Source organism: Pseudomonas sp. IT-P258 (assembly GCF_949767825.1).
Taxonomy (GTDB): Bacteria; Pseudomonadota; Gammaproteobacteria; order Pseudomonadales; family Pseudomonadaceae; genus Aquipseudomonas; species Aquipseudomonas monachiensis.
Genome location: NZ_CATKPU010000098.1, coordinates 22,452 through 46,119, shown reverse-complemented (window position 1 = coordinate 46,119; position 23,668 = coordinate 22,452). Strand labels below are relative to the sequence as shown.

At 61.3% G+C, this 23,668-nt stretch carries 24 protein-coding genes; 3 read left to right on the top strand and 21 right to left on the bottom strand.

Annotated features, from left to right (window positions below):
• Nucleotides 1-61: 61 nt before the first annotated feature.
• The 6 genes from acpP to ACM6G4_RS26195 form a co-directional block, all read right to left on the bottom strand.
• Nucleotides 62-298 carry an acyl carrier protein gene (gene acpP, locus ACM6G4_RS26220; protein WP_003175607.1) on the bottom strand — a complete coding sequence of 79 codons (237 nt, stop codon included), beginning with the start codon at nucleotides 296-298 and terminating at the stop codon, nucleotides 62-64.
• A 196-nt stretch (nucleotides 299-494) separates the two neighbouring features.
• Entirely contained in the window at nucleotides 495-1,235 is a 741-nt protein-coding gene (gene fabG / locus ACM6G4_RS26215; RefSeq protein ID WP_007987168.1) for a 3-oxoacyl-ACP reductase FabG, read from the bottom strand.
• 16 nt (nucleotides 1,236-1,251) lie between these two features.
• Nucleotides 1,252-2,190, bottom strand: coding sequence for an ACP S-malonyltransferase (fabD, locus tag ACM6G4_RS26210; RefSeq protein WP_008050436.1), 939 nt, complete (start codon nucleotides 2,188-2,190; stop codon nucleotides 1,252-1,254).
• 125 nt (nucleotides 2,191-2,315) lie between these two features.
• A complete protein-coding gene (gene plsX / locus ACM6G4_RS26205; protein ID WP_414914915.1) occupies nucleotides 2,316-3,326 on the bottom strand; it encodes a phosphate acyltransferase PlsX in 1,011 nt (336 codons plus the stop codon).
• Nucleotides 3,327-3,330: 4 nt separating this feature from the next.
• A complete protein-coding gene (gene rpmF / locus ACM6G4_RS26200; protein WP_003179396.1) occupies nucleotides 3,331-3,513 on the bottom strand; it encodes a 50S ribosomal protein L32 in 183 nt (60 codons plus the stop codon).
• Between the two features lie 13 nt (nucleotides 3,514-3,526).
• On the bottom strand, nucleotides 3,527-4,054 hold the full coding sequence (locus ACM6G4_RS26195) for a YceD family protein (RefSeq protein WP_008050439.1): 528 nt from the start codon (nucleotides 4,052-4,054) through the stop codon (nucleotides 3,527-3,529).
• A 105-nt stretch (nucleotides 4,055-4,159) separates the two neighbouring features.
• Between ACM6G4_RS26195 and ACM6G4_RS26190 the strand changes: the two genes are divergently transcribed.
• The gene (locus tag ACM6G4_RS26190; RefSeq protein WP_056727222.1) at nucleotides 4,160-4,738 is read left to right on the top strand and encodes a Maf family protein; all 579 of its coding nucleotides are present in this window, start codon (nucleotides 4,160-4,162) and stop codon (nucleotides 4,736-4,738) included.
• A gap of 86 nt (nucleotides 4,739-4,824) precedes the next feature.
• On the opposite strand, the gene ACM6G4_RS26185 is transcribed toward ACM6G4_RS26190, so the two are convergent.
• From ACM6G4_RS26185 to rluC, 3 genes are read right to left on the bottom strand one after another with little or no spacing between them, the layout of a single operon-like run.
• On the bottom strand, nucleotides 4,825-5,814 hold the full coding sequence (locus ACM6G4_RS26185; RefSeq protein WP_223541064.1) for a S49 family peptidase: 990 nt from the start codon (nucleotides 5,812-5,814) through the stop codon (nucleotides 4,825-4,827).
• Between the two features lie 24 nt (nucleotides 5,815-5,838).
• Nucleotides 5,839-6,501, bottom strand: a complete 663-nt coding sequence (locus tag ACM6G4_RS26180) for an HAD-IA family hydrolase (protein WP_414914914.1) — start codon at nucleotides 6,499-6,501, stop codon at nucleotides 5,839-5,841.
• Nucleotides 6,488-7,450, bottom strand: a complete 963-nt coding sequence (rluC, locus tag ACM6G4_RS26175; protein WP_056727225.1) for a 23S rRNA pseudouridine(955/2504/2580) synthase RluC — start codon at nucleotides 7,448-7,450, stop codon at nucleotides 6,488-6,490. The genes ACM6G4_RS26180 and rluC overlap by 14 nt, the downstream gene beginning before the upstream one ends.
• Nucleotides 7,451-8,152: 702 nt before the next feature.
• Here rluC and rne point away from each other — a divergent pair.
• Nucleotides 8,153-11,383 carry a ribonuclease E gene (gene rne / locus ACM6G4_RS26170; protein WP_056727226.1) on the top strand — a complete coding sequence of 1,077 codons (3,231 nt, stop codon included), beginning with the start codon at nucleotides 8,153-8,155 and terminating at the stop codon, nucleotides 11,381-11,383.
• A gap of 139 nt (nucleotides 11,384-11,522) precedes the next feature.
• On the opposite strand, the gene ACM6G4_RS26165 is transcribed toward rne, so the two are convergent.
• The 12 genes from ACM6G4_RS26165 to ACM6G4_RS26110 form a co-directional block, all read right to left on the bottom strand.
• Entirely contained in the window at nucleotides 11,523-12,113 is a 591-nt protein-coding gene (locus ACM6G4_RS26165) for an NTP transferase domain-containing protein (protein ID WP_056727227.1), read from the bottom strand.
• Nucleotides 12,110-13,093 (bottom strand): XdhC family protein, encoded by a 984-nt coding sequence (locus tag ACM6G4_RS26160; protein WP_414914913.1) that lies wholly within the window; start codon nucleotides 13,091-13,093, stop codon nucleotides 12,110-12,112. Before ACM6G4_RS26160 ends, ACM6G4_RS26165 begins: the two co-directional genes overlap by 4 nt.
• Entirely contained in the window at nucleotides 13,093-15,414 is a 2,322-nt protein-coding gene (locus tag ACM6G4_RS26155) for a molybdopterin cofactor-binding domain-containing protein (protein ID WP_414914912.1), read from the bottom strand. The genes ACM6G4_RS26160 and ACM6G4_RS26155 overlap by 1 nt, the downstream gene beginning before the upstream one ends.
• Nucleotides 15,411-15,881 carry a (2Fe-2S)-binding protein gene (locus ACM6G4_RS26150; protein WP_223541060.1) on the bottom strand — a complete coding sequence of 157 codons (471 nt, stop codon included), beginning with the start codon at nucleotides 15,879-15,881 and terminating at the stop codon, nucleotides 15,411-15,413. The genes ACM6G4_RS26155 and ACM6G4_RS26150 overlap by 4 nt, the downstream gene beginning before the upstream one ends.
• A gap of 249 nt (nucleotides 15,882-16,130) precedes the next feature.
• Nucleotides 16,131-17,150, bottom strand: a complete 1,020-nt coding sequence (murB, locus tag ACM6G4_RS26145) for a UDP-N-acetylmuramate dehydrogenase (protein ID WP_414914911.1) — start codon at nucleotides 17,148-17,150, stop codon at nucleotides 16,131-16,133.
• Nucleotides 17,147-17,611 (bottom strand): low molecular weight protein-tyrosine-phosphatase, encoded by a 465-nt coding sequence (locus tag ACM6G4_RS26140; protein ID WP_414914910.1) that lies wholly within the window; start codon nucleotides 17,609-17,611, stop codon nucleotides 17,147-17,149. The genes murB and ACM6G4_RS26140 overlap by 4 nt, the downstream gene beginning before the upstream one ends.
• Nucleotides 17,611-18,375, bottom strand: a complete 765-nt coding sequence (kdsB, locus tag ACM6G4_RS26135; protein WP_414914909.1) for a 3-deoxy-manno-octulosonate cytidylyltransferase — start codon at nucleotides 18,373-18,375, stop codon at nucleotides 17,611-17,613. The genes ACM6G4_RS26140 and kdsB overlap by 1 nt, the downstream gene beginning before the upstream one ends.
• Nucleotides 18,372-18,557, bottom strand: a complete 186-nt coding sequence (locus ACM6G4_RS26130) for a Trm112 family protein (protein ID WP_003179363.1) — start codon at nucleotides 18,555-18,557, stop codon at nucleotides 18,372-18,374. The genes kdsB and ACM6G4_RS26130 overlap by 4 nt, the downstream gene beginning before the upstream one ends.
• A gap of 24 nt (nucleotides 18,558-18,581) precedes the next feature.
• Nucleotides 18,582-19,592: a tetraacyldisaccharide 4'-kinase gene (gene lpxK / locus ACM6G4_RS26125; RefSeq protein WP_056727233.1), complete on the bottom strand. Its 1,011-nt coding sequence runs from the start codon at nucleotides 19,590-19,592 to the stop codon at nucleotides 18,582-18,584.
• Nucleotides 19,592-20,020, bottom strand: coding sequence for an ExbD/TolR family protein (locus ACM6G4_RS26120; RefSeq protein ID WP_223541059.1), 429 nt, complete (start codon nucleotides 20,018-20,020; stop codon nucleotides 19,592-19,594). Before ACM6G4_RS26120 ends, lpxK begins: the two co-directional genes overlap by 1 nt.
• Nucleotides 20,017-20,652 (bottom strand): MotA/TolQ/ExbB proton channel family protein, encoded by a 636-nt coding sequence (locus ACM6G4_RS26115; protein ID WP_056727235.1) that lies wholly within the window; start codon nucleotides 20,650-20,652, stop codon nucleotides 20,017-20,019. Before ACM6G4_RS26115 ends, ACM6G4_RS26120 begins: the two co-directional genes overlap by 4 nt.
• Before the next feature lie 98 nt (nucleotides 20,653-20,750).
• Nucleotides 20,751-22,985: a DNA internalization-related competence protein ComEC/Rec2 gene (locus ACM6G4_RS26110; RefSeq protein WP_414914908.1), complete on the bottom strand. Its 2,235-nt coding sequence runs from the start codon at nucleotides 22,983-22,985 to the stop codon at nucleotides 20,751-20,753.
• 135 nt (nucleotides 22,986-23,120) lie between these two features.
• Here ACM6G4_RS26110 and ACM6G4_RS26105 point away from each other — a divergent pair, with 135 nt between their 5' ends.
• Nucleotides 23,121-23,636: a DUF2062 domain-containing protein gene (locus ACM6G4_RS26105; RefSeq protein ID WP_056727237.1), complete on the top strand. Its 516-nt coding sequence runs from the start codon at nucleotides 23,121-23,123 to the stop codon at nucleotides 23,634-23,636.
• Nucleotides 23,637-23,668: the final 32 nt, after the last annotated feature.

Below are 23,668 nucleotides of genomic sequence, written 5' to 3'. Positions count from 1 at the left end.
AAACCGCACGCCTTGATGGCAGTGCGGTTTTTCCATGACAGCGAGCAACGATTACAAACTATTACGCCTGGTGGCTAGTAACGTAGTCGATTGCAGCTTGTACAGTAGTGATCTTCTCGGCTTCTTCGTCAGGGATTTCGGTCTCGAATTCCTCTTCCAGAGCCATCACCAGCTCAACGGTGTCAAGGGAGTCGGCACCCAGGTCTTCAACGAAGGAAGCAGTGTTGACCACTTCTTCTTCTTTAACGCCCAGTTGCTCAGCAACGATTTTCTTGACGCGCTCTTCGATGGTGCTCATACCTTGTTTTCACTCCTAATGGACAAATTCAGGCAGCTGGCCAGTGGGTAAGTGTATAGAAAGACTTTTCAGCTTTTCAACTGAAAGCTTCACTCCTCGTACCCGGTGACCCTCTGCCTATAAATAGATTGCAGCTTTATAACGGATTTTAGACAGCTCGTATGACATTTTTTTGAAGCAATCCGTCACATTTGAATTACATGTACATCCCGCCGTTCACCGGGATTGTAGCTCCGGTAACGTAAGCCGCACCGTCCGACGCAAGAAAAGCGACCACGGACGCGATCTCTTGAGCCTGCCCCAGACGACCCAGCGGAATCTGCGTCTGCAAGGCTTCACGCTGTGCCTCGGGCAGTTCACGGGTCATATCGGTATCGATGAACCCAGGGGCCACCGAGTTTACCGTAATCGAACGCGAACCGACTTCACGCGCCAGAGCACGGCTGAAACCTTCCAGGCCGGCCTTGGCGGCAGCGTAGTTTACTTGGCCTGCGTTGCCCATGGCACCCACAACCGAGCCAATACTGATAATTCGGCCCCAACGAGCTTTGGTCATGCCGCGCAAAACGCCCTTGGACAGGCGGAACAGACTGTTCAGATTGGTATCGACAACGTCGTGCCACTCGTCGTCTTTCATGCGCATCATCAGGTTATCGCGGGTGATACCGGCATTATTGACCAGAATTGCCGGCGCACCGAACTGCTCCTGAATGCTCGCCAGAACACTTGCCACGGACTCGTCGCTGGTGACATTGAGTTCCAGGCCTGTGCCCTGGATACCGTTTTCCTTCAGGGTCGCGGCGATGCGCTCAGCACCCGACGCGGAGGTCGCGGTACCCACAACGATAGCGCCCTGACGCCCCAGCTCCAGGGCGATGGCCTGGCCTATGCCACGGCTTGCACCGGTGACCAGTGCAACTTTACCTTGCAGACTCATGCAAGCTTCTCCTGATTCAGGCCAACGCTGCACGGGCGGCAGCGAAAGCGTCTGGGGTATTGAGGTTGGATGTCGACACGCCTTCGGCGCAACGTTTGTTCAGACCGGCGAGCACTTTGCCCGGGCCACACTCGACCAGGTTGGTCGCGCCTTTGGCGGCCAGCGCCTGGACCGATTCAACCCAGCGTACTGGCTTGTACAGTTGTTCGAGCAGATCGCGCTTGAGGGTTTCCAGATCGGCCGGCACCTGGGCACTGACGTTCTGTACCACGGGAATCTGCGGCGCCTGCCAGTCGATCGCAGCGATCGATTCGGCGAAACGTTCGGCAGCCGGACGCATCAGCTCGCAGTGCGACGGCACACTGACCGGCAGCGGCATGGCGCGCTTGGCACCACGCGCCTTGCAGCCTTCGATGGCGCGCTCGACGGCAGCCTTGGCACCGGCGATGACCACCTGGCCCGGCGAGTTGAAATTGACCGCGCTGACCACTTCGCCTTGCGCCGCTTCGGCACAGGCTGCCAGTACGTCGGCATCGTCCAGGCCCAGGATAGCGGCCATGCCGCCCTGCCCGGCCGGAACGGCTTCCTGCATCAACTGGCCACGACGCTCGACGAGTTTCACCGCATCGCCCAGGCTCAGGCTGCCTGCCGCGACCAGCGCGCTGTATTCACCCAGGCTGTGCCCGGCAACGTAGGCCGGGCGTGCGCCACCTTCAGCCAGCCACAGACGCCACAAGGCGATAGAGGCGGTCAGAATGGCCGGCTGGGTTTTATCGGTTTGATTGAGTTGCTCTTCCGGCCCTTGCTGGGTCAGTGCCCACAGGTCGTAACCCAGTGCATCGGAAGCTTCTTTGAATGTTTCAAGGACAACCGGATGTTGCGCGCCCAGCTCGGCCAGCATGCCGAGGGACTGCGAACCCTGTCCTGGAAAGACGAATGCGAGGGAAGCAGACATGTAACAAGCCCCTAATGATCTTGTCGTCGGAGAGTTGGCGCCCCACTTCGGGGACGCAAGAAACTGACAGTTGGATGGCCCATCGAACCAAGCGGTCACATTTAAGCATTGTCCGACGAAAACGCCTAAAGCAACAAATCCTCCAGACGACCGTGCAGGCGCTCGGGAAGATTCTCCTGAATCTCGATCAAGGCGCGCTCAATGGCACTCTGAAACCCCTGGACCCCTGCAGAACCGTGGCTTTTCACCACAATACCCTGCAAGCCGAGAAAGCTCGCGCCGTTGTGTCGGGCAGGCGCCAGATCGGCCTGCAGGCGCTTCATCAAGGGCAGCGCCAGTGCGCCAATCACGCGAGAGGCCACGTTCTTCCTGAACAACGCCTCGATGCGCCCGGCAATCATGGTCGCCAGACCTTCGCTGGACTTGAGCAGGATGTTGCCGACAAAACCGTCACACACCACCACATCCGCTTCGCCACGGTACAAACCGTCGCCCTCGATAAAGCCGATGTAATTGATGCCACGGGCGCCTTGCAACAAAGTCGCTGCCAACTTGACCTGTTGATTGCCCTTGATGTCTTCGGTGCCGATGTTCAGCAACGCCACCCGAGGACGCGCGATACCCAGGGTCTCAGCCGCAACCGAGCCCATGACCGCAAACTGCAGCAGATGCTCGGCACTGCAATCGACGTTGGCGCCCAGGTCGAGCAATTGGCAGTAACCCTTTTGTGTCGGAATCGCCGCCACCATAGCCGGGCGGTCAATGCCCGGCAGGGTCTTGAGCACGAACCGCGACAACGCCATCAGCGCACCGGTATTGCCGGCACTGACACAGGCCTGGACCTTGCCGTCACGCAACAACTCAAGCGCCACGCGCATCGACGAGTCGGGTTTGCCACGCAGGGCCTGGGCCGGCTTCTCGTCCATTGTGATGACTTCGCTCGCCGGGGCAATCGACAGGCGCGCGCGATCCACAGCCGGATGGCCAGCGATCAATTCTTCAAGAAGGGAGGGTTGACCGACGAGGGTCAGGTGCAGCGAGGGCGTAGCAGACAGGCAAGCAAGGCTGGCCTGGACAATGCTGCGGGGACCGAAGTCCCCGCCCATTGCGTCAATCGCGATGACTTGAGCGGACAAGTGATTACTCGTCAGCGCCCTTGTCGATCACTTTACGGCCACGGTATACGCCTTCTGGCGATACGTGGTGACGCAGGTGAACTTCACCGGTGGTTTTTTCTACAGACAGGGTGCTAGCCTCGAGAGCGTCGTGCGAACGGCGCATGTCACGGGCAGAGCGGGATTTTTTGTTCTGCTGAACAGCCATAATTGATTAACTCCTAAACGTTTGGGTCACGCTTTAACTGCGCCAATACACTGAACGGGTTGGACCGCGTTACCTCGTCCTCGCTCGGTTCGGGCTCATCGAGACCCGCCGGCTGCTGGCATTCTTCCGGATGATGAGCAGGCACAATGGGCAAGGCGAGCAGAAGCTCCTCCTCGATCAGTGACTGCAGATCCAAAGGATCTTCGCCCAGTTCCAGCACGTCATAACCTTTCGGCAACGACTGGGTATTCGCACCCTCCTTCACCACAGCGTAACTGCATTCGCTGTGGATCGGCAGGGTGACCAGCTCAAGACAACGCTGGCAAACCATTTTGACCTCAGTGTCGATAAAGCTGTGGATGACCACAGATTTACGTTCATCTCGTTCAAAAACGAATTTAGCCTGCACCGTACCGACATTGTCGGAAAGCGGGTCGCAGAGTCTCTCCAAATCGGCCAGCAGCATTTCACCTTGAAGGGTGGTGCCACGATCAGCCAATTTGCGCGGGTCAACGTGAGGTGGAATCGGGTCATTCAACATAGGCGCAGCATTATAGGGATGCCCCCGCCCATGTCAAAGGAAATTCAGCCCTGTCCGTCACTTGGAAGCCTCGCTAGAATTCGCACACGCCTTATGGAGTTGCGCATGCTGCCTTTATTACTCGCTTCCAGCTCGGCCTATCGCCGGGAATTGCTGACCCGCCTGCAGCTGCCTTTCACTTGCAGCTCGCCGGATATCGATGAAAGCCATCGCCCGGGCGAGTCCGCCATCGAGCTGGTCAAGCGCCTCGCCGAAGAGAAAGCGCGCGCCCTGGCCGACAGCCATACCGCTCATCTGATAATCGGCTCCGACCAGGTCGCTGTGCTGGGTGAGCGGATTATCGGCAAGCCCCACACCTTCGAAAAGGCCAGCGAACAACTGCTGGCCGCCAGCGGTGCCAGCGTGACGTTCCTGACCGGCCTGGCCCTGCTCAACAGCCAGACCGGGTACTGCCAGGTCGATTGCGTGCCGTTCACCGTACACATGCGCACACTCGACGCAACCCGCATCGAACGCTACCTGCACGCAGAGCAACCCTACGACTGCGCAGGCAGCTTCAAGGCCGAAGGCCTGGGGGTCAGCCTGTTTCGCAGCACCGAGGGCCCTGACGCCACCAGCCTGATCGGCCTGCCACTGATTCGCCTGATCGACATGTTGCTGGCCGAAGGCGTGCAAATCCCCTGAAAGCAAAAGATCGCAGCTTGCGGCAGCCCCCACACGAATTAGCGTAGGAGCTGCCGCGGGCTGCGATCTTTTGACCCAAGGCCGGATCAGCGCAACGACGGACCGTTAAAGCCCATCCACATCGCCAAATGCTCAGCCACGCTGGCACCGAGTTTTTTCGAGAAGCGATCGAATGGCGACTCCTGAACGGTGAAGTCCACCAGCTCTTTCTCGCCGATCACATCCCGTGCAACCGAACTGGCATTGCCCAACCCATCGATCAACCCCAGCGGCAGCGCTTGCTCACCGGACCAGACCAGGCCGGAGAACAGCTCCGGATGCTCCTTGTCCTTCAGGCGATCGCCACGCCCCTGCTTGACGCTGCTGATGAACTGCTTGTGGGTCGTATCGAGCACGCCCTGCCAGAAAACGGTTTCTTCCGGCTTCTGCGGCTGGAACGGATCGAGGAACGACTTGTGCTCGCCAGAGGTGTAGGTGCGCCGCTCGACGCCCAGCTTCTCCATGGTGCCGACAAAACCATAACCGGCTGCCGTCACACCGATGGAGCCGACCAGGCTCGCCTTGTCGGCGTAGATCTGATCTGCCGCGCTGGCGATGTAGTAAGCGCCGGAAGCCCCCAGATCGGAAATGACCGCATAGAGCTTGATATCCGGGTGCAGGCCACGCAGACGACGGATCTCGTCATAGACATAACCCGACTGCACCGGACTGCCGCCCGGGCTGTTGATGCGCAGGATGACGCCCTTGACTTTCTTGTCCTCGAAAGCCGCGCGCAGGCTGCCAACGATATTGTCTGCGCTGGCCGATTCCTTGTCGGCAATCATGCCCGTCACATCGATCAGCGCCGTGTAATTGGCACTGAGGGTAGCGGCCTTCTCCATATCCATCAGTGGCGAAAACAGGGCAATTGCGCCGAACAGATACACAAAAGTCAGTAATTTGAAGAATATCCCCCAGCGACGGGACCGGCGCTGCTCCTGCACGCCAGCCAGCAGCGTTTTTTCCAGCAGCTTCCAGCTCTTGTCGTCACCGCTCTCTGCGCTCGCCTTGGCGGGCGCCTTCCATTCGTCGGCCATGCCATCCACCCCAAAAACAACCGGTTAAGCCCGCTGACTCAGCCAGGCATGCAATTCTGAAAAACGGTCGATGGCCAGTCGCGGCTCATACAACTTCAACGCATCGATCGATTGAGCACCATAACTGACGGCCACCGAACCCATGCCGGCGTTGCGTGCCATCTGCAAATCGAAGGACGAATCACCGACCATCAACGCCTGCTCCGGGCGAACCTCGCAATGGGCGAGGATCTGCTCGAGCATCAGCGGATGGGGCTTGCTGGCGGTCTCGTCGGCGGCGCGAGTGATATCGAAGTAATTCTCCCAACCATGGGACTTCAACACCCGATCCAGCCCGCGACGGGCCTTGCCGGTCGCCACGGCCAGATGATAGCCCTCGGCACGAAACTCCTCGAGCGATTCGACCACACCCTCGAACAGCGGCGAAGGCACAGCCTCCGACGCAATGTAATGCTCGGCATAGTGCTCGCGGAACGCGATCAGCCCGGCATCGTCGATTTCGGGGTACAGGGTGCGGATCGCTTCCGGCAAGCCCAGGCCGATGATCCCCTTGACGGCCAGATCATCGCGCAGCTCAAAACCGGAACGCCGGGAGGCAACGTGCATCGCCTCGACAATTCGGCCAATGGAGTCGGCCAGGGTGCCGTCCCAATCAAAGATCAGCAGCTTGTAATCAGATGGGCGCACTCAATCGCTCCACGGTTTTGGCCCACATATCGTCAACCGGCGCTTGCAGCTTCAGTTCACCGCCATCGGGGAGCGGCACGGTCAGCATGTAGGCGTGCAGGAACAGGCGCTTGCCGCCCAGATCACGGATTTCCTTACTGAAATCGTCATCGCCATACTTGGTGTCGCCGGCAATGCAGTGCCCGGCGTGCAACGTGTGGACACGGATCTGGTGAGTGCGGCCGGTGATCGGCCTGGCTTCAACCAGGGTGGCAAAGTCGCCAAAGCGACGCAGGACCTTGAACACGGTCACAGACTCCTTGCCCTCCTCCTCGTCGACCTCGACCATACGCTCACCGGAGCGCAGATTGCTCTTGCCGAGCGCCGCTCGGACTTGCTTGATCGAGGACGCCCAGTTACCGCGAACCAGCGCCATATAGCGCTTATCAACGCCATCACCGCGCAAGGCTGTGTGCAGGTGACGCAGCATGCTGCGTTTCTTGGCGATCATCAGCAAGCCGGAGGTGTCGCGGTCAAGACGATGAACCAGTTCGAGCTCCTTGCAATCGGGACGCAACTGACGAAAGGCTTCGATGACACCGTAATTCAAGCCGCTGCCGCCGTGAACGGCGATGCCGCAAGGCTTGTTGATCACGATCAGCGCCTTGTCTTCGAAGACAATCGAGGCTTCGAGCCGCTGCAGCAGGCCTTGTGCCAGCGGTACCGGCTCGTCGCGCTCGGGCACGCGAACCGGCGGCACGCGCACGATATCGCCCGCCTGCAGCTTGTACTCGGGCTTGATCCGACCCTTGTTCACGCGCACTTCGCCCTTGCGCAAAATGCGGTAAATCAAGGTCTTGGGCACGCCTTTGAGTCGGGCGAGAAGGAAATTATCAATGCGCTGGCCGGCATATTCCGGCGAGACCTCAAGCAGTTGTACGCCTGGAGTCGGGGGGGTAGTCGTCGTCATGGCGCGGATGATAACAATTTTTTATGGAATTGAAGCACTTAATCATTGCTGCTATAGTCGCGAACGCCGCCAAAAGCGGCCTGGACAGCGGACCAACGGTCAAAAACCGGCCCTGACCAACGCAATTCACCAGGACGCGAGGCCGTCCTACGGGGCTTTCGCTACGTAACGGTGGAGTTTGCAGGTGTAACGAGCGCAGGTGACATGAGGCCTGAATCACGCCACAAAGCAGAGTTTTCCACTCGTTTTGCGAGCCATATTCACGGCCAGTTCACAAAGTGCAGTCAGCTGCGAATGACCCCGAGCGAAGGCATCGGAAACAACGCCTAAATTAGCCATGATGCGTGACCTCCCCTTTCGGAGCTCACGGTAAATGCCAACCCGCTGCGGATTCTGCGCGCGGCAGCACCCGAATTATCAGGGATACGTGTAGGGTGGAGATGCACAACCGCCGGACTGTGTAGCAACAGGCTTTCTCAAGACGCTTCATCTCGTCCACAGCCGCTGGTTGATTCCTCCTCCTGACTGAGTGCTTAAGTAGCCACAGCAAGCAGGACGCGTACGTCGCGATGAAGGCCCACATTGGCCGGACTTCGCTGGACACGGGAAATGGCCAACCACTCCCGACGCACCTGACACCGACCGTGAGAAGTCGTGTGTGCCGAACGCCGTTTCCGGCAGCCCGGAAACCGACGGTACTACATGAAAAGAATGCTGATTAACGCAACTCAACCCGAAGAGTTGCGTGTTGCACTGGTAGATGGCCAGCGCCTCTACGACCTGGACATCGAATCCGGTGCACGCGAGCAGAAGAAGGCCAACATCTATAAAGGCCGGATTACTCGCATCGAACCAAGCCTCGAGGCTGCCTTTGTCGATTTCGGCTCTGAGCGCCACGGCTTCCTGCCCCTCAAAGAAATCTCCCGCGAATACTTCAAGAAAGCCCCTGAAGGTCGCGTCAACATCAAGGACGTCCTGAGCGAAGGCCAGGAAGTCATCGTTCAGGTCGAAAAAGAAGAGCGTGGCAACAAGGGCGCCGCCCTGACCACCTTCATCAGCCTGGCCGGTCGTTACCTGGTGCTGATGCCGAACAACCCGCGTGCCGGCGGTATCTCCCGTCGCATCGAAGGCGAAGAGCGCAACGAACTGCGTGAAGCCCTGAACGGCCTGGTTGCCCCGGCCGACATGGGCCTGATCGTGCGCACTGCCGGCCTGGGCCGCAGCAGCGAAGAAATGCAGTGGGACCTCGACTACCTGCTGCAACTCTGGACCGCCATCAAGGAAGCTTCGCTGGACCGCGCCGCGCCGTTCCTGATCTACCAGGAAAGCAACGTGATCATCCGCGCGATCCGCGACTACCTGCGCCAGGACATCGGCGAAGTGCTGATCGACAGCGTTGAAGCCCAGGACGAAGCCCTGACCTTCATCCGCCAGGTGATGCCGCAGTACGCCAGCAAGATCAAGCTGTACGAAGACAGCGTTCCGCTGTTCAACCGTTTCCAGATCGAAAGCCAGATCGAAACCGCTTTCCAGCGCGTTGTCGAACTGCCTTCCGGCGGTTCCATCGTTATCGATCCGACCGAAGCCCTGGTGTCCATCGACATCAACTCGGCGCGCGCCACCAAAGGCAGCGACATCGAAGAAACCGCACTGCAAACCAACCTTGAAGCGGCCGAGGAAATCGCCCGTCAGTTGCGCCTGCGCGACATCGGTGGCCTGATCGTCATCGACTTCATCGACATGACCCCTGCCAAGAACCAGCGCGCCGTGGAAGAGAAAGTCCGCGAATGCCTGGAAGCCGACCGCGCTCGCGTGCAAGTCGGTCGCATCTCGCGCTTCGGCCTGCTGGAAATGTCCCGTCAGCGCCTGCGTCCGTCCCTGGGCGAAAGCAGCGGCATCGTCTGCCCGCGCTGCAACGGCACCGGCATCATCCGTGACGTTGAATCGCTGTCCCTGGCGATCCTGCGCCTGATCGAAGAAGAAGCCCTGAAAGACCGTACCGCCGAAGTTCGTGCACAAGTGCCGATCCCGGTGGCCGCGTTCCTGCTCAACGAAAAACGCAACTCGATCACCAAGATCGAACTGCGCACCCGTGCCCGTATCGTCATCCTGCCGAACGATCACCTCGAAACGCCGCATTTCGAAGTGCAGCGCCTGCGTGATGACAGCCCGGAAGCCGCGACCAACCAGTCCAGCTACGAAATCGCCGCTGCCGCTGCCGAAGTCGAAGAAGTCCAGCCAGCCGCTGCGACCCGCACCCTGGTTCGCCAGGAAGCCGCGGTCAAGACGGCCCCGGCCCGCGCCAACGCTCCGGTTCCGACCGAAGTGGCCGCTCCAGCCCCTGCTCCGGTTGCAGTGCCTGAGCCAAGCCTGTTCAAAGGCCTGGTGAAGTCGCTGGTGAGCCTGTTCGCCACCAAGGAAGAGCCTGTTGCTCCGGCCGTGGTTGAAAAGCCTGCGACCACCGAGCGTCCAGCCCGCAACGAAGAGCGCCGCAACGGTCGCCAGCAGAGCCGCAACCGTAACGGTCGCCGCGATGAAGAGCGCAAGCCTCGTGAAGAACGTGCACCGCGTGAAGAGCGCGCACCACGTGAGCCGCGTGAAGAACGTCAGCCACGTGAAGTGCGTGAACCTCGCGAGACCCGCGAAGAAACGCCAGCAGTAGCCCGCGAAGAACGCGCACCACGCGCGCCTCGTGAAGAACGTGCACCGCGCGCTCCGCGTGAAGATCGCAAGCCGCGTGGCGAGCGTGAAGAACGCGTTCGTGAACTGCGTGAGCCCCTGGATGCCACTCCGGCTGCTCCGGCCGCCGCTACAGCTGCTACGGCTGCTACCGCTGAAGAGCGTCCAGCTCGCCAGCCACGTGAAGAACGCGCTCCACGCCCACCGCGTGAAGAACGCCAGCCACGTGCCGAACAAGCTGCCGCAGCCACAACTGAAGAAGAACTGGTCACCAACGAAGAGCAACTGCCGGAAGACGGTCAGGAAGGCGCCGAGGGCGATCGTCCACGCCGCCGCTCCCGTGGCCAGCGTCGTCGCAGCAACCGTCGCGAGCGTCAGCGTGACGCCAACGGCAACGTGATCGAAGGTTCGGAAGAGTCCGAATCCGGCGAAAACGCTGAAGCGCCAAGCACTGCTGACCTGGCCGCCGGCCTGGCTGTCACCGCAGCCGTTGCCAGCAGCGTGATCAGCGCTCCAGCCGAAGCTGAAGCCAATGTGCAAGCCGAACGCGCCACTGCCGCGACGCTCGAAGCAGCTCCGGTTGAAGCGCCAGTCGTTGAAGCGACCACTCCGGTCGAAGTCACCGCCTCGCCGGAAATCGAAGTAGCGCCAGCGCCGGAAGCTCAGCCAGCTGTTGAAGCGGCTGCCGAGCCAGCGCCAGTGGTAGAAGCTCCTGCCCAGGTTGCAGACGCGGTTGTTGAAACCGTGACTGAAACCGTGCGTGAAGTTCGCGAAGAGCAAACCGCATTCAACTGGGTTGCCGAGCCAGCCGTCGCTGAAGCCGCTGCACCAGCCGCTGAGACCCAAGTGGCTGAAGCCATGGTTTCCGAGCCGGTGGTTGCCGCCGCGGAACCGGCTCCAGCGCCGGTGATTGAAGCGCCAGTCGTTGAAGCGCCGGTCGTTGCCGAAGCACCCGCTCCGGTAGTCGAAGCCGCGCCTGCCAGCTCCCTGACGCCAAGTGGCCGTGCGCCTAACGACCCGCGTGAAGTGCGTCGTCGCAAGCGTGAAGCCGAGCGTCTGCAGAAGGAAGCTGAACTGGCTGCCGCTGCGGCTCCTGCTGAAGCGGCTGTCGCTGCCGAACCTGCACCGGCCGCCGAAGTGACTGCCGAGCCGGTTGAGTCGGTGATCCACGAAGCACCGCGCTCCGTTCAGGAAGCGGTAGAGCAACACGAGCAAGCCGAGGAAAAAGAACACGAGCCTAAACCTCTCGTCTGATTCCATCGGCCAATGAAAAGCCCCGCCTGGTGATCCAGGCGGGGCTTTTTATTTCAGTAAAGATCAAAAGATCGCAGCCTTCGGCAGCTCCTACAGATGAACGACGTAGGAGCTGCCGAAGGCTGCGATCTTTATGACTTCACTCAAAAACCAATTTCTGCGGCACATCCACATCCCACAAAACCCCGGGATCATTCACCGCAACCTCAACCACCCGCCCCTGGGCGAACAACGGCTTGGCGCCGCGATCCCCCGATAGCGCCATCAACCCCGCCGCGAAGTCCCGTCCGAAGCCGACCGGATGCCCGTATTCGCCGTCCTGCACGGGCACACTGATACAGTCATCGCCAATACCTGTCACCACCTGCTCGATACTGGATGGCAGAATGAACGGCATATCTCCCAGCACCATCAACCAGCCATCGAGCTGCTTGCAGGCAGCGACTCCCGCGGCAATGCTGTCGCCCATTCCCGTCGATTCGATCAGTACAATCTCGCAGCCATAGGCCTGGGCCATGCGAATCACTTGCGGGCGGTCAGCAGTGGTCACCAGCACGCGCTTGTCCAGCACCGCCGGCAGGTTGACCAACGTGTGCTCGATGACGGACCGCACCACGCCGTCACGCCCGGTGCAATCGGCCACCAATTTATCCTTTTCGGCACCCGCCACCTGGCGAAATCGACTGCCCTGCCCCGCCGCCAACACGATGACGCCAATGGACTTGCTCATACATCCTCCCGCAGGGTTTTCTTCTGCTTCAGTTCGATGCCGTTTTTGACCGCCACGATTTCCGCCATGAGCGACAAGGCAATTTCCGCCGGATTATGACTGCCGATGTGCAAACCGATCGGACCATGCAAGCGGTCAATCGCCGATTGCGACAACCCCAGTTGAGCCAGGTTTTCCCGGCGCTTCTGGCTGTTGACCCGCGATCCCAGCGCCCCGACGTAGAAAGCCCTGGAATCCAGGGCTGTGAGCAGCGCCATGTCGTCCAGACGCGGATCATGGGTCAAGGCCACGATGGCCGTGCGCTCATCGGTCTGGATGTTCAATACCGCCTCATCCGGCATGCCCGAAACGAATCGTCCGTGCTGCTCCTCCCAGCCGTAGACGAACTCGCTACGCGGATCGCAAATCAGCACCTCGAAATCCAGCAGCCGGGCCATTTCCGCCACATAGCGCGACAGCTGCCCCGCGCCGATCAGCAGCAAGCGCCAGCGCGGACCATAGATCGCTCGCAACGTCTGCCCGTCGAACATCAACACGTCAGCTTTACCGGCCGGCTGCAAAATCACTTTGCCGGTGGTCAGATTCAGTTCACGGGCAACGATTTCATGGGCCTCGCATCGAGCAAGTAATTGTTCGACCCAATCCCCATCGTCGATACGCTCCTCGGTCAAGCGCAAGGTGCCACCGCAGGGCAAGCCGAAACGTGCGGCTTCCTCGCGGGTCACGCCGTAGGTGATCAATTGCACCGGCGGCCCGTCAAGCCCGAGGCGCCCGTCGTGCAGCCGGGCAATCAAGTCATCTTCGACACACCCACCCGAGACCGAACCAATCACCATGCCGTCTTCGCGCAAGGCCAGCATGGCGCCGGGTGCCCGGGGCGCTGTGCCCCAGGTTTCGACCACGCTGTACAGCACCACCCGCTGACCGGCGCGATGCCATTGCAACACGCTGCGCAGGACGTTCAGATCGGCGCTGTCCATCAGGCGTCGGCCTTCTGCCAACCCGACAGCTGATAACGAACCGGCAGATTGCGAATGCGTTTGCCAGTGGCAGCAAAGATCGCATTGCACAGGGCCGGCGCAATCGGTGGCACACCCGGTTCACCCACACCGCCCAACGGCACGTTGCCCGGCGGCGTCACCAGATGCACCGCCACTTCCTTCGGCGCCAGGGACATGCGCGCCACTTCGTACATATGGAAGTTATCCTGCTGGACCTTGCCGTCCTTGAAGCTGATCTCTCCCAGCACGGCATTACCCAGACCCATGACGCAGGCGCCCTCGAACTGCGAGCGAATCCGTTCGGGGTTGATCTGCGGACCGCAATCCACCGCAATATCCGCCTTGTGCACGACCAAGGTGCCGTCGTCTTTGACTTCGACTTCGATCACCGCCGCCACATAGGTCACGAAGCTGTAATGCACCGCCAGGCCAAGGCCGCGCCCCTTGGGCAACTCACGCCCCCAACCGGCGGCTTTGGCGGCGGTCTCCAATACCGTGCGCAGGCGCGCGGTGTCGATCGGATAACGCTCGGGGGACTCGCCGTAGTTCCACTCTTCACTCAAGGTGCGCGGATCGATCTGACGGTCCGGGCCGAGCAATCTGATCTGGTACTTCAGCGGATCCTGCCCGGCCTTGTGCGCCAGTTCATCGATAAAACTCTGGATCGCGAAGCCATGGGGAATGTTCGACACCGAGCGATACCAACCCACCCGGGTATGCACCGTTGCCTCGGGGTTCTCCAGGCGAATGTTGGGAATCGCATACGCCATGTTGGTGAACCCCATGCCCAACTCGAACGCCGCCTCATGGTTCATGCCCGGCGCAAACAACGCAGTGATGCTCGGCGCCACGGTACGGTGCAACCAGCCGGACGGCAGGCCATCCTTGTTCAGGCTGGCCTTGAGATATTCGGCCGACACGGTGTGGAAGTAGGAACAGTGGATGTCGTCTTCACGAGTCCATTGCACCCGCACCGCTTTGCCGGGGAACTCCTTGGCGAGGATGGCGGCTTCGATGATGAAGTCAGGCTTGGACTTGCGCCCGAATCCGCCCCCGAGCAGGGTCACGTTGAACGTGACTTTGTCGAACGACAGGCCCAGGCGCTCGCCGATCCGCTCCCGGGTGACCTGCGGCGCCTGGCTCGGCCCCCAGGCTTCGCACGCACCGTCCTTGAACCGCGCAATGGCGACCATCGGCTCCATCGGCGACTGTGACAGATGCGGCAAGTAGTAGGAGGCTTCCAGGGTGCTATCGGCGCTGGCCATGGCCTCTTCGATGTTGCCGGCATTACGCACCACCTTGCCCGGCTTGAGCGAGGCAGCTTCGAGCTCCTTGCGGTAAGCAATCGAGTCGTAGCTGGCGTTGGGGCCGTCGTCCCACTCGATTTTCAGTGCCTCGCGGCCCTTGATCGCCGCCCAGGTATTGCTCGCCACCACGGCAATGCCGCCCAAGGGTTGGAACTCCGAAGGCAACGGACGGCTTTCGATCTGCAGCACCTTGACCACGCCGGGGACTTTCATCGCCGCGCTGCCATCGAAGCTTTTGACCTTGCCGCCATACACCGTCGGCCGCGCAATGGTCGCGTACAGCATGCCGTCGACATGCACGTCGGCGCCGTACACCGCACGACCGTTGACGATGTCTTCACCGTCGATGGCCTTGGTGCCTTCCTTGCCGATATATCGAAATTCCGAAGGTTGCTTGAGTCTCAGGCTGTCGCGCGCCGGCACGGCCAAAGCGCCAGCAGCGGCGGCCAGGGCTCCATAGCCCAGCTCACGACCCGACGGTTTATGGATGACTTTATGAAGTTGCGCATGGCACTCGCCGACGGACACTTTCCACTGGTCGGCGGCAGCCTGTTCCAGCATGGCCCGCGCAGCAGCACCGCAGCGACGCATCGGCTCGTACCAGTGACGCATGCTGCGCGAGCCGTCGGTGTCCTGGTTGCCGAAACGTACTTCATCGCCGGGGGCCTGCTGTACTTTGACCCTTGCCCAATCGGCCTCCAGTTCATCGGCCACCACCATGGTCAGGCTGGTGCGCACGCCCTGGCCCATCTCCGAGCGATTGCAGATCACGGTCACCGTGCCATCGGCGGCGATGCTCACATAGACTTTCGGATCGTCGACCCAACCGTGAGGCATGCCGTCGGCACCGAACTTTTTCTCTTTGTCCTCGGCAAAAGCGTCTTGCCAGCCCCAGCTCGCCGCCAAAACCAGCGCGCTGGTGGCGCCCACGCCTTTCAGAAAACCACGGCGACTAAGGTTGCTCAGGGCGAAATCATTCGGTAACCGGCTCATGCCTTGGCCTCCTTCAGGTGAGTGGAGGCCTGGCGGATCGCGGTCTTGATGCGATTGTAGGTGCCGCAGCGGCAGATGTTGCCGACCATGGCTTCCTCGATCTGCTCGTCGCTCGGGTTCGGATGGGTCTTGAGCAGCGCTGTCGCCGACATGATTTGCCCGCCCTGGCAGAAGCCACATTGGGCCACTGCCGTGTCGAGCCAGGCTTGCTGCACGACTTTGCCGATCGGGTCGGCGTGCAGGTTGTCGATGGTGCTGACATTCTGCCCGGCGACTGAACCGATGGGGGTGATGCAACTGCGTGCCGGAGCCCCTTCGATATGAATGGTGCAGGCGCCGCACAGGCCCATGCCGCAACCGAATTTGGTGCCGTTGTAACCGGCCACGTCGCGGATCGCCCAGAGCAACGGCATGTCCTCGGTGACGTCGAGTTGATGGTCTTGACCATTGAGTTTCAGGGTAATCATGGGCACGCCCGCATAGATCTTGAGTGATGGGGTCGAGCAATCTGCCGCTGGATCTCGGTGGGTCGCACGCAGATCGACTCAGGCTAATGGGCTCTCTTGTACAGACGAAAACGGTCTGCACCGGGCCTTTGGTGGAGCAAGAGTGTGCATCGTTAGCTGACTAAGTTAACCGAGCATTAACAAAAAAGCCCTGCACAATAAACATTGTGCAGGGCTTTTTGATCTGTCCTGGAAGCTTAGGGGGCGTTCTCAATAGCGGTTTGGCTCCATTTCCAGATCGACATGGAAACGCTCGGAAATGTCTTTCTGGATGCGCTGCGCCAGGTTCAGCAGTTGCAGGCCCGTCGCGCCGCCATAATTGACCAGCACCAGCGCCTGCAATTTATGCACGCCAGCATCAGCCTCACGGAACCCCTTCCACCCTGCCCGCTCGATCAGCCAACCGGCGGCCAGCTTCATCTGCCCGTCGGGTTGCGCATAGGCCACCAGGTCGGGGTATTCGCCCTTGAGTCGTGCAGCCAGCGCCGCCGACACCAAAGGGTTCTTGAAGAAGCTGCCGGCATTGCCGAGTACGGCCGGGTCCGGAAGTTTTTCGTTACGGATGCTGCAAATGGCCTGGCTGACATCGCTGGCGGTCGGATGCTCGATGCCCTGTTCGGTCAGGCGCTGACGCACCGGGCCGTACTCCAGGTGCAGATGCGCGGCGCGGTCGAGGGCGAAACGTACGCGCAGGATCAACCAGCGTCCCGGCTCCTGTTTGAACAGGCTGTCGCGGTAAGCGAAATTGCACTCCGCCAGGCTGAAGTCGCGCAGTTCGCCGCTCAGCCGATCAAGGGCAGTGAGGCCGGCGAAGACGTCCTTGATCTCGACCCCATAAGCGCCAATGTTCTGCATTGGTGCCGCACCGACAGTGCCGGGAATCAGGCTGAGGTTTTCCAGACCGGACAAACCCATGGACAGTGTGTGTTGCACAAAAGGATGCCAGGGCTCGCCCGCCTCGGCCTCGACCACCACTTTACCGCCCTCATCGCTCAGCACGCGACTCCCGCGGGTGGCCATGCGCAGCACCAGTGAATCGATATCCGCCGTCAGCAGCAGGTTGCTGCCGCCGCCGATCACCAGCACCGGGACCTTGCGCTCCAGCCCGTAGGCCAAGGCTTCGCGCACATCGGCGTCGCTATGGGCCTCGGCAAAGAACCGGGCCTGGACATCCACGCCAAAGCTGTTGAACGGCTTGAGCGAAACCTGCGATTGAACCTGCAAACTCATAACCGTCCCTTCAATTCGATCACCAGCAAATCACTGGCGCGTTCGATCAGGTCCAGCACCTGCTCGAAGCCCTGGTCGCCGTCATAGTACGGATCCGGCACTTCATCGACCGGCGACTGGTAGCGACGCAGGAACAGGTCGAGTTCGGCCTTGCCCTTGGCCGGCTGCAAGGCCTTGAGGTTGCGCAGGTTGCTATTGTCCATCGCCAGGATCAGGTCATAGGTGGCGAAATCGGCACGGCTGACTTGCCGGGCGCGCTGGGCGGACAAGTCATAACCGCGCAGCTTCGCCGCTGCCTGACTGCGCTTGTCCGGCGCCTTGCCGACATGCCAGTCACCGGTGCCGGCGGAGGCCACTTCAACTTGATCGGCCAGGCCGGCCTCGCGCAGTTTATGCCGCAGCACGCCTTCGGCCGTGGGGGAACGGCAGATGTTGCCCAGGCAGACAAACAGAACCCGCATCACGCCTCCAGCAGGCGACGAACGCGCTCAAGGTCTTCAACGGTATCGACGCCGGCCGGCGGTGCGATCAGTGCGTCGGCCACGTGGATCCGCACGCCGTGCCACAAGGCACGCAGCTGTTCCAGGCACTCGGTGTTTTCCAGCCAGCATGGGCCCCAGTTGACGAAATCCTGGAGGAAACCGGCGCGGTAGGCATAGATACCGATATGACGGCGATACGGCACACCTTCGGGCAACTGCTCAGGGTTCACGGCGAATGCATCCCGCGCCCAAGGCAAAGTGGAACGACTGAACGTCAGCGCCAGGCCATTGAGGTCGCTGACGACCTTGACCACGTTGGGATTGAACAGGGTGTCCGCGTCTTCGATCGGCTCGGCCAGGGTGGCCATGCGCGCTTCGGCGTGGGCCGCCAGATTGGCGGCGACCTGATCGATCACGCTCGGCGGGATCAGCGGCTCGTCGCCCTGGACGTTGACCACGATGGCGTCGGGCGCCAGGCCCAGCTTCATCGCGACTTCGGCCAGGCGATCAGTGCCGGAGTTGTGGTCTTCACGGGTCAGTACCACTTCGGCACCAAAGCCTTTGCAGGCCTCGACGATGCGCGCGTCGTCGGTGGCCACCACCACACGCCCGGCGCTGCTTTTACTCGCCTGTTCCCAGACGTGCTGGATCATCGGCTTGCCGGCGATCAGCAGCAGCGGCTTGCCCGGCAGGCGGGTGGAGGCGTAACGCGATGGAATGACGACGGTAAAGGCTGTGGTCATTTATCCAGGCGCTCGTCGGTGGTCAGGGTGCGCGCTTCGGATTCGAGCATCACCGGGATGCCGTCGCGAATCGGGTAGGCCAGGCCTGCACCCTTGCTGATCAGCTCGGTCTTGTCGGCGCTGAGCTTGAGCGGGCCTTTGCAGACCGGGCAAGCGAGGATATCGAGCAATTTGGTGTCCATGAGCATTCCCTGGAAAAAACGGAGTTAAGGCAACAAACGAGCCGGCAGCAGGCGCATCAACTGTGTGTCGAACCAGGCCACGAAGGCCGGCGACGGCACGGCATCGACCGCCAGGTACCACCAGTCGGCGGCGGCAAAGGCACGGCATTTCACCGCGTCCTTTTCCGTCATCACCAACGGCAATGACGGCGTGAAATTCAACGCCTGCACGCTGTATTCGGCGTGGTCGGCAAACGCATGTGGAACCGGCTGCCAGTGTAGCGTTTCGAGGGTCTTGAAGAAACGTTGCGGATTGCCGATGCCGGCCACCGCGTGCAGGGCCTGGCCGCTGGGGAAGTAGTCAAGGGGACGTCGTTCGCCGCTGCGCAGGTTGACCAGCGCGGTGGGTTGCAACTGGAAGGCAAATCCATCATCTCGGTCAGATGCGGCACCATTGTAGAGCACCGCGTCGACGCTTTGCAGACGCTCGACCGGCTCACGCAATGGCCCGGCAGGCAGGCAACGGCGGTTGCCCAGGCCGCGGGCGGCATCGATCAGCACCAGTTCCAGGTCACGGGCCAGGCGGTAGTGCTGCATGCCGTCGTCGGACAGGATCAGGTCCAGCGGTTCGCTGGCCAGCAAGGCTTTGACGGCATTGCTGCGATTGGGGTCGATCATCAGCGGCACGCCTGTGCGCTGGACGATCAGCAACGGCTCGTCACCGGCGACGTCGGCGCTGTGCTCGGCCTCGACCCGCCATGGCAATTGCGGCGGTTTGGCGCCGTAGCCCCGGCTGACCACGCCGACCCGCAGGCCGCTGCGCTGGCAGTGGTCGATCATCCACAGAATCAGCGGCGTCTTGCCGGTGCCACCCACGGTGATGTTGCCGACCACGATCAGCGGCACCGGCGGCTGATAGATCTCGCCCTCACCCGCCAGAAAGCGCTTGCGCTTGTTCATGACCACGCGCCGGTACAACCATTCCAGCGGCTGCAGCAGTTTCAGGGCCGGATGACCTGCGTACCACGCGGCGAGCAATCGATCGGACATGGCCATCAGGGCGCCGGGGGCGCCGCCTCGATGGTGGTCATGCGCAAATGACTGAAGCCGAGCTTGCCGGCTGCATCCATGGCTGTCACCACGGACTGATGCGCAGTCTTGCCGTCAGCGCTGATGGACAGCGGTCGGCTGGTGTCGCCATTGGCTTCTTTTTGCAGCGCGTCCATCAGCGAAGCCAGGTCGCTTTTCGGCAAAATCCGGTTGTTCACCGAGAACACGCCGTCGGCGCTGATGGCGATGTCCAATGACTTGTCCTGATCGTCGGCCGGCGCGCCGCTGACGGCTTCCGGCAGATCGACGCGTAGCTGGGTTTCACGGGTGAAGGTGGTGGTCACGACAAAAAACAACAGCAGGATGAACACCACGTCGATCAGCGACGCGAGGTTGATGTCCACCGTTTCCCGTGGTTTGCGGCGGAATTTCACGCTTTGCCCTCGGCCAGGTCCACGTCGCGGTCGCCCTGCACTACCTCGACCAGTTTGATCGCTTCCTGCTCCATCCCTACCACCAGCTCATCGATCCGGCGTTGCAGGAATCGATGGAAGAATACCGCCGGGATACCGACCATCAAACCGGCGGCCGTGGTGATCAGGGCCTTGGAAATACCACCGGCCAGCACCGAAGCGTTGGTGGTCATGCCACTGCCGGTAAACGCGCTGAAAATATCGATCATGCCCAGCACGGTACCAAGCAAGCCCAGCAACGGGGCCATGGCAGCAATAGTGCCGAGGGCGTTGATGTAACGTTCCAGATCGTGGATGACCCGCGCAGCAGCCTCTTCGATGCACTCTTTCATGATCTCGCGACCATGCTTGGAGTTGGCAAGGCCCGCGGCGAGGATCTCACCCAGCGGCGAGTTGGCGCGCAGTTCCTTGAGTCTGTCTTTGTTGAGTTTCTTGTCCTTGATCCAGACCCAGACCTGCCCGAGCAAGTGCTCCGGGGTCACGCGGCTGGCCCGCAGGGTCCACAGACGCTCGGCAACGATCGCCATGGCCGCGATGGAACTCAAAATGATCGGCAGCATCATCCAGCCGCCGGATTTGACCAATTCCCACACAGTGACAGCCCCCTCGAAAAAGTGCGCCACTCTAACATAGGGGGTGCAAGCACCGAAGACCGTGATGTCGCATCCGGTCGTGCCTTTATAATGCTCGTTTATGGATTCAAGGGCGGCGGATCGCGCCAGAAACGCCGTTCCTGGCGCATTGACCACGGCGACTCGAAGCGTCCCAGTTGCAGACGAATGGCACCCTGTTCGACGCTGTCGTAGATCGCCACTCCACGTTTTTGATAACGCGCGATGACCGTAGGATGCGGATGGCCAAACGAATTGCCTTGCCCGCGAGAGATCAGCCCCCCTTTGGGTCGCAGGACATCCAACAGGACATTGGACGACGAACTGCGACTGCCGTGGTGTGGCGCCTGCAGCCAATCGGTGGGCCGGGCCAACGCGCTGTCCAGCAGGGCTCTTTCGGCGGCGGCATCAATGTCGCCACTCAACAGCAACCGTTCACCATTGGCTTCGATCAACAAGACACAGGAGTTCTGGTTGCTGTCGCCGGCCAATGGCCAGTGCCAGAGCTGGAAATCGACTTCATCCCAGGTCCATTGCCGACCGCTCTCACAGCTCCCCGCTTGCAATTGCGCAGGCAAGTCTGACGGTTCACCACTGACCACCTGTTTCACCGGCAAGCCCCTGGCAATCGCCGGGGCACCGCCGGCATGATCGGCATGGGCGTGGCTGATCAGCATCATGTCGAGCCCCTTCACCCCCAGTTTGCGCAATGCCGGCAGCACCACCCGCTCCCCTTGGTCGAGTTCACCGAAACGCGGGCCGGCGTCGTACAGCAACGTGTGATGCCGAGTGCGCACCAGGATTGACAAGCCCTGCCCCACATCCAGTTGCCAGACTTCGGCCATGCCCTCCTGCAACATCGGCCTGGGCGAAAAAACCAGCATCAACAGCATGGGCCAACCTAACGGGCGCATCGGCAAGCCTCGCGGCAGCAATAGCAAAAAGGCGCCAATGGCACCGATTACCCAAGCCCATGGCGGGACTGCCGCGGGCACCCACGCGGGAACCTGGCCGGAGACGAGCCCCAACGCCCTGAACCAGCCATCGATCAGGCCACCGGCCAGCCACAGCAACTTCTCACCCACGTAAGGCACCGGCAGCAACAGTGTCCCGAGCAACGCCGGCGGCAGGACCACCAGACTGATCCAGGGCACCGCAAATAAATTGGCCAGCGGCCCGCTGAGACTGATTGGCAACCCCAGCGCCAGTAACAACGGACACAGACCGATTGCAATCAGCCACTGGGCACGGGTCCAGGTCTGCCACCAGCGCCAAGGCCCCAAACGTCCGCCGAAGGTCAATATCAAGACTGCCACGGCCGCGAAAGACAGCCAGAAACCAGGCTGGAGACTCGACAGCGGTTCCAGCAGCAATATGCCGTCGAGTGCCAGCAACAGTGGCCACCATGCACCGAGATGACGGAACCGCAGACGCCACAACAACACCATTGCAATCATCAGGCAGGCCCGCCGCACCGGCACCTCGAAACCGGCCAGCATCCCGTAACCGAGCGCAGCGGCGAATGCCAGGCCACACGCCCAGGGCAACCATGGCAGACGGTTCGGCCATAACCCGAAGCGGGCCAGGCCGGCGATCAACAGATACACCACGCCCGCCAGCAATCCGATGTGCTGCCCGGAAATCACCAACAGATGCACCGTGCCGGTGTCCTGCAATACCTGCCAGTCTTCGCGGCTCAGCCCGGCGCCGTCCCCGAGTACCAATGCCGTCAACGCGCCGCTTCGCCCTTGGGCATCCACCGCCAGCAAACGCTGGCGGATGGCATCGCGCCAGGCCCATCGGGCTGGCGCAAGGCGTTCGCCCTGCTTGATCGTCCCGGTGGCCCCGATGCGTTGCGCCAACAACCAGGCCTGATAGTCGAAGGCCTGCGGATTGAGGAGCCCGACCGGGCGCTTCAACTTGACGGCCAGCCGCCAGCGCTCGCCACCGCTCACCGGCGGTCCGCCATACCAGGCCAGGCGCATTTGCCGTGGCAGCCGGGTCCGTCGGGACTGGATGTCGGTCAATTCGAATCGCACGACACCGTCGTCATGCCGGGGCAAGCCCGTGACCCGGCCTTCGACCCAGCGGGTTTCTCCATCCAGCGCCGGCGGCAACCGGTCATCCAGCGCCCACTGCGCATTCGCGCAGGCCCAACTCAAGCCGAACAGGTAAAACGCCACCGGATAGGTCCTGAACGGCAGCAACATCAGACCCGCCACCGGCATCGCCAGCCACAACCAGACCGGCGGTAATACCGGTAAAAAACGCAAGGTCAACAGACCCAGCGCCAGCGCCATCATCCCTGTGCGCATAAGCCCGTCCTTGAAAGTCCCCTCCAAGGCTTAGCCCGCCCATCGCGCCAGCGCCGTTATTAATTGTCACAAAGTCTGAATGGGTAGTTCATGGAATCCAGACATACTTGCCGCCTTGACCGACCGAGAAGCCTTATGCCCCGGCGTTTATTCAAACGTTACATGCCAGACCCGATGAGTATCAGGGAACACAAATCCTTACGCTTTCTCGGCACGCTGCTGCATGACCCGAACCTGTGGCACCTCAACCGCCACTCCGTTGCCCGCGCCATGGCGGTGGGCCTGTTCGCCGCGTTCCTGCCGATCCCGCTGCAGATGCTGCTGGCGGCAATCCTCGCCATCATCGTGCGCGGCAACATGCCGATAGCCGTGAGTCTGGTCTGGCTGACCAACCCGATCACCATGCCCGCGGTGTTCTTCTGCACCTACCAGACCGGCGCCTGGCTAATGGACGTTCCCGCCCGGCAGTTGCCGGACTCACTGACCTGGGAATGGATCAGGGGCGAAATCTCGACCCTGTGGCAACCGTTCCTGCTGGGCTCGGTAGTGACGGGGCTGGTACTGGGTGCACTGGCCTACTTCCTGGTGATGATGTATTGGCGCTGGTGGGTGGCCAGGCAGTGGAAGCGGCGCAAGAAAAGCCGGATGTGAGAATGCAAAACGGCCTCCACTTTGGGAGGCCG

Coding starts and splice junctions, on each gene's coding strand:
- ACM6G4_RS26105 (WP_056727237.1), top strand. CDS start 23,121: ATGCCCCGGCGTTTATTCAAACGTTACATGCCAGACCCGATGAGTATC.
- rluC (WP_056727225.1), bottom strand. CDS start 7,450: ATGACGACGACTACCCCCCCGACTCCAGGCGTACAACTGCTTGAGGTC.
- fabG (WP_007987168.1), bottom strand. CDS start 1,235: ATGAGTCTGCAAGGTAAAGTTGCACTGGTCACCGGTGCAAGCCGTGGC.
- acpP (WP_003175607.1), bottom strand. CDS start 298: ATGAGCACCATCGAAGAGCGCGTCAAGAAAATCGTTGCTGAGCAACTG.
- ACM6G4_RS26160 (WP_414914913.1), bottom strand. CDS start 13,093: ATGGACAGCGCCGATCTGAACGTCCTGCGCAGCGTGTTGCAATGGCAT.
- ACM6G4_RS26110 (WP_414914908.1), bottom strand. CDS start 22,985: ATGCGCACAGGGATGATGGCGCTGGCGCTGGGTCTGTTGACCTTGCGT.
- murB (WP_414914911.1), bottom strand. CDS start 17,150: ATGAGTTTGCAGGTTCAATCGCAGGTTTCGCTCAAGCCGTTCAACAGC.
- kdsB (WP_414914909.1), bottom strand. CDS start 18,375: ATGACCACAGCCTTTACCGTCGTCATTCCATCGCGTTACGCCTCCACC.
- ACM6G4_RS26155 (WP_414914912.1), bottom strand. CDS start 15,414: ATGAGCCGGTTACCGAATGATTTCGCCCTGAGCAACCTTAGTCGCCGT.
- ACM6G4_RS26185 (WP_223541064.1), bottom strand. CDS start 5,814: ATGGCCGACGAATGGAAGGCGCCCGCCAAGGCGAGCGCAGAGAGCGGT.
- rne (WP_056727226.1), top strand. CDS start 8,153: ATGAAAAGAATGCTGATTAACGCAACTCAACCCGAAGAGTTGCGTGTT.
- fabD (WP_008050436.1), bottom strand. CDS start 2,190: ATGTCTGCTTCCCTCGCATTCGTCTTTCCAGGACAGGGTTCGCAGTCC.
- rpmF (WP_003179396.1), bottom strand. CDS start 3,513: ATGGCTGTTCAGCAGAACAAAAAATCCCGCTCTGCCCGTGACATGCGC.
- ACM6G4_RS26195 (WP_008050439.1), bottom strand. CDS start 4,054: ATGTTGAATGACCCGATTCCACCTCACGTTGACCCGCGCAAATTGGCT.
- ACM6G4_RS26190 (WP_056727222.1), top strand. CDS start 4,160: ATGCTGCCTTTATTACTCGCTTCCAGCTCGGCCTATCGCCGGGAATTG.
- ACM6G4_RS26130 (WP_003179363.1), bottom strand. CDS start 18,557: ATGGACACCAAATTGCTCGATATCCTCGCTTGCCCGGTCTGCAAAGGC.
- ACM6G4_RS26165 (WP_056727227.1), bottom strand. CDS start 12,113: ATGAGCAAGTCCATTGGCGTCATCGTGTTGGCGGCGGGGCAGGGCAGT.
- ACM6G4_RS26140 (WP_414914910.1), bottom strand. CDS start 17,611: ATGCGGGTTCTGTTTGTCTGCCTGGGCAACATCTGCCGTTCCCCCACG.
- lpxK (WP_056727233.1), bottom strand. CDS start 19,592: ATGGCCATGTCCGATCGATTGCTCGCCGCGTGGTACGCAGGTCATCCG.
- ACM6G4_RS26150 (WP_223541060.1), bottom strand. CDS start 15,881: ATGATTACCCTGAAACTCAATGGTCAAGACCATCAACTCGACGTCACC.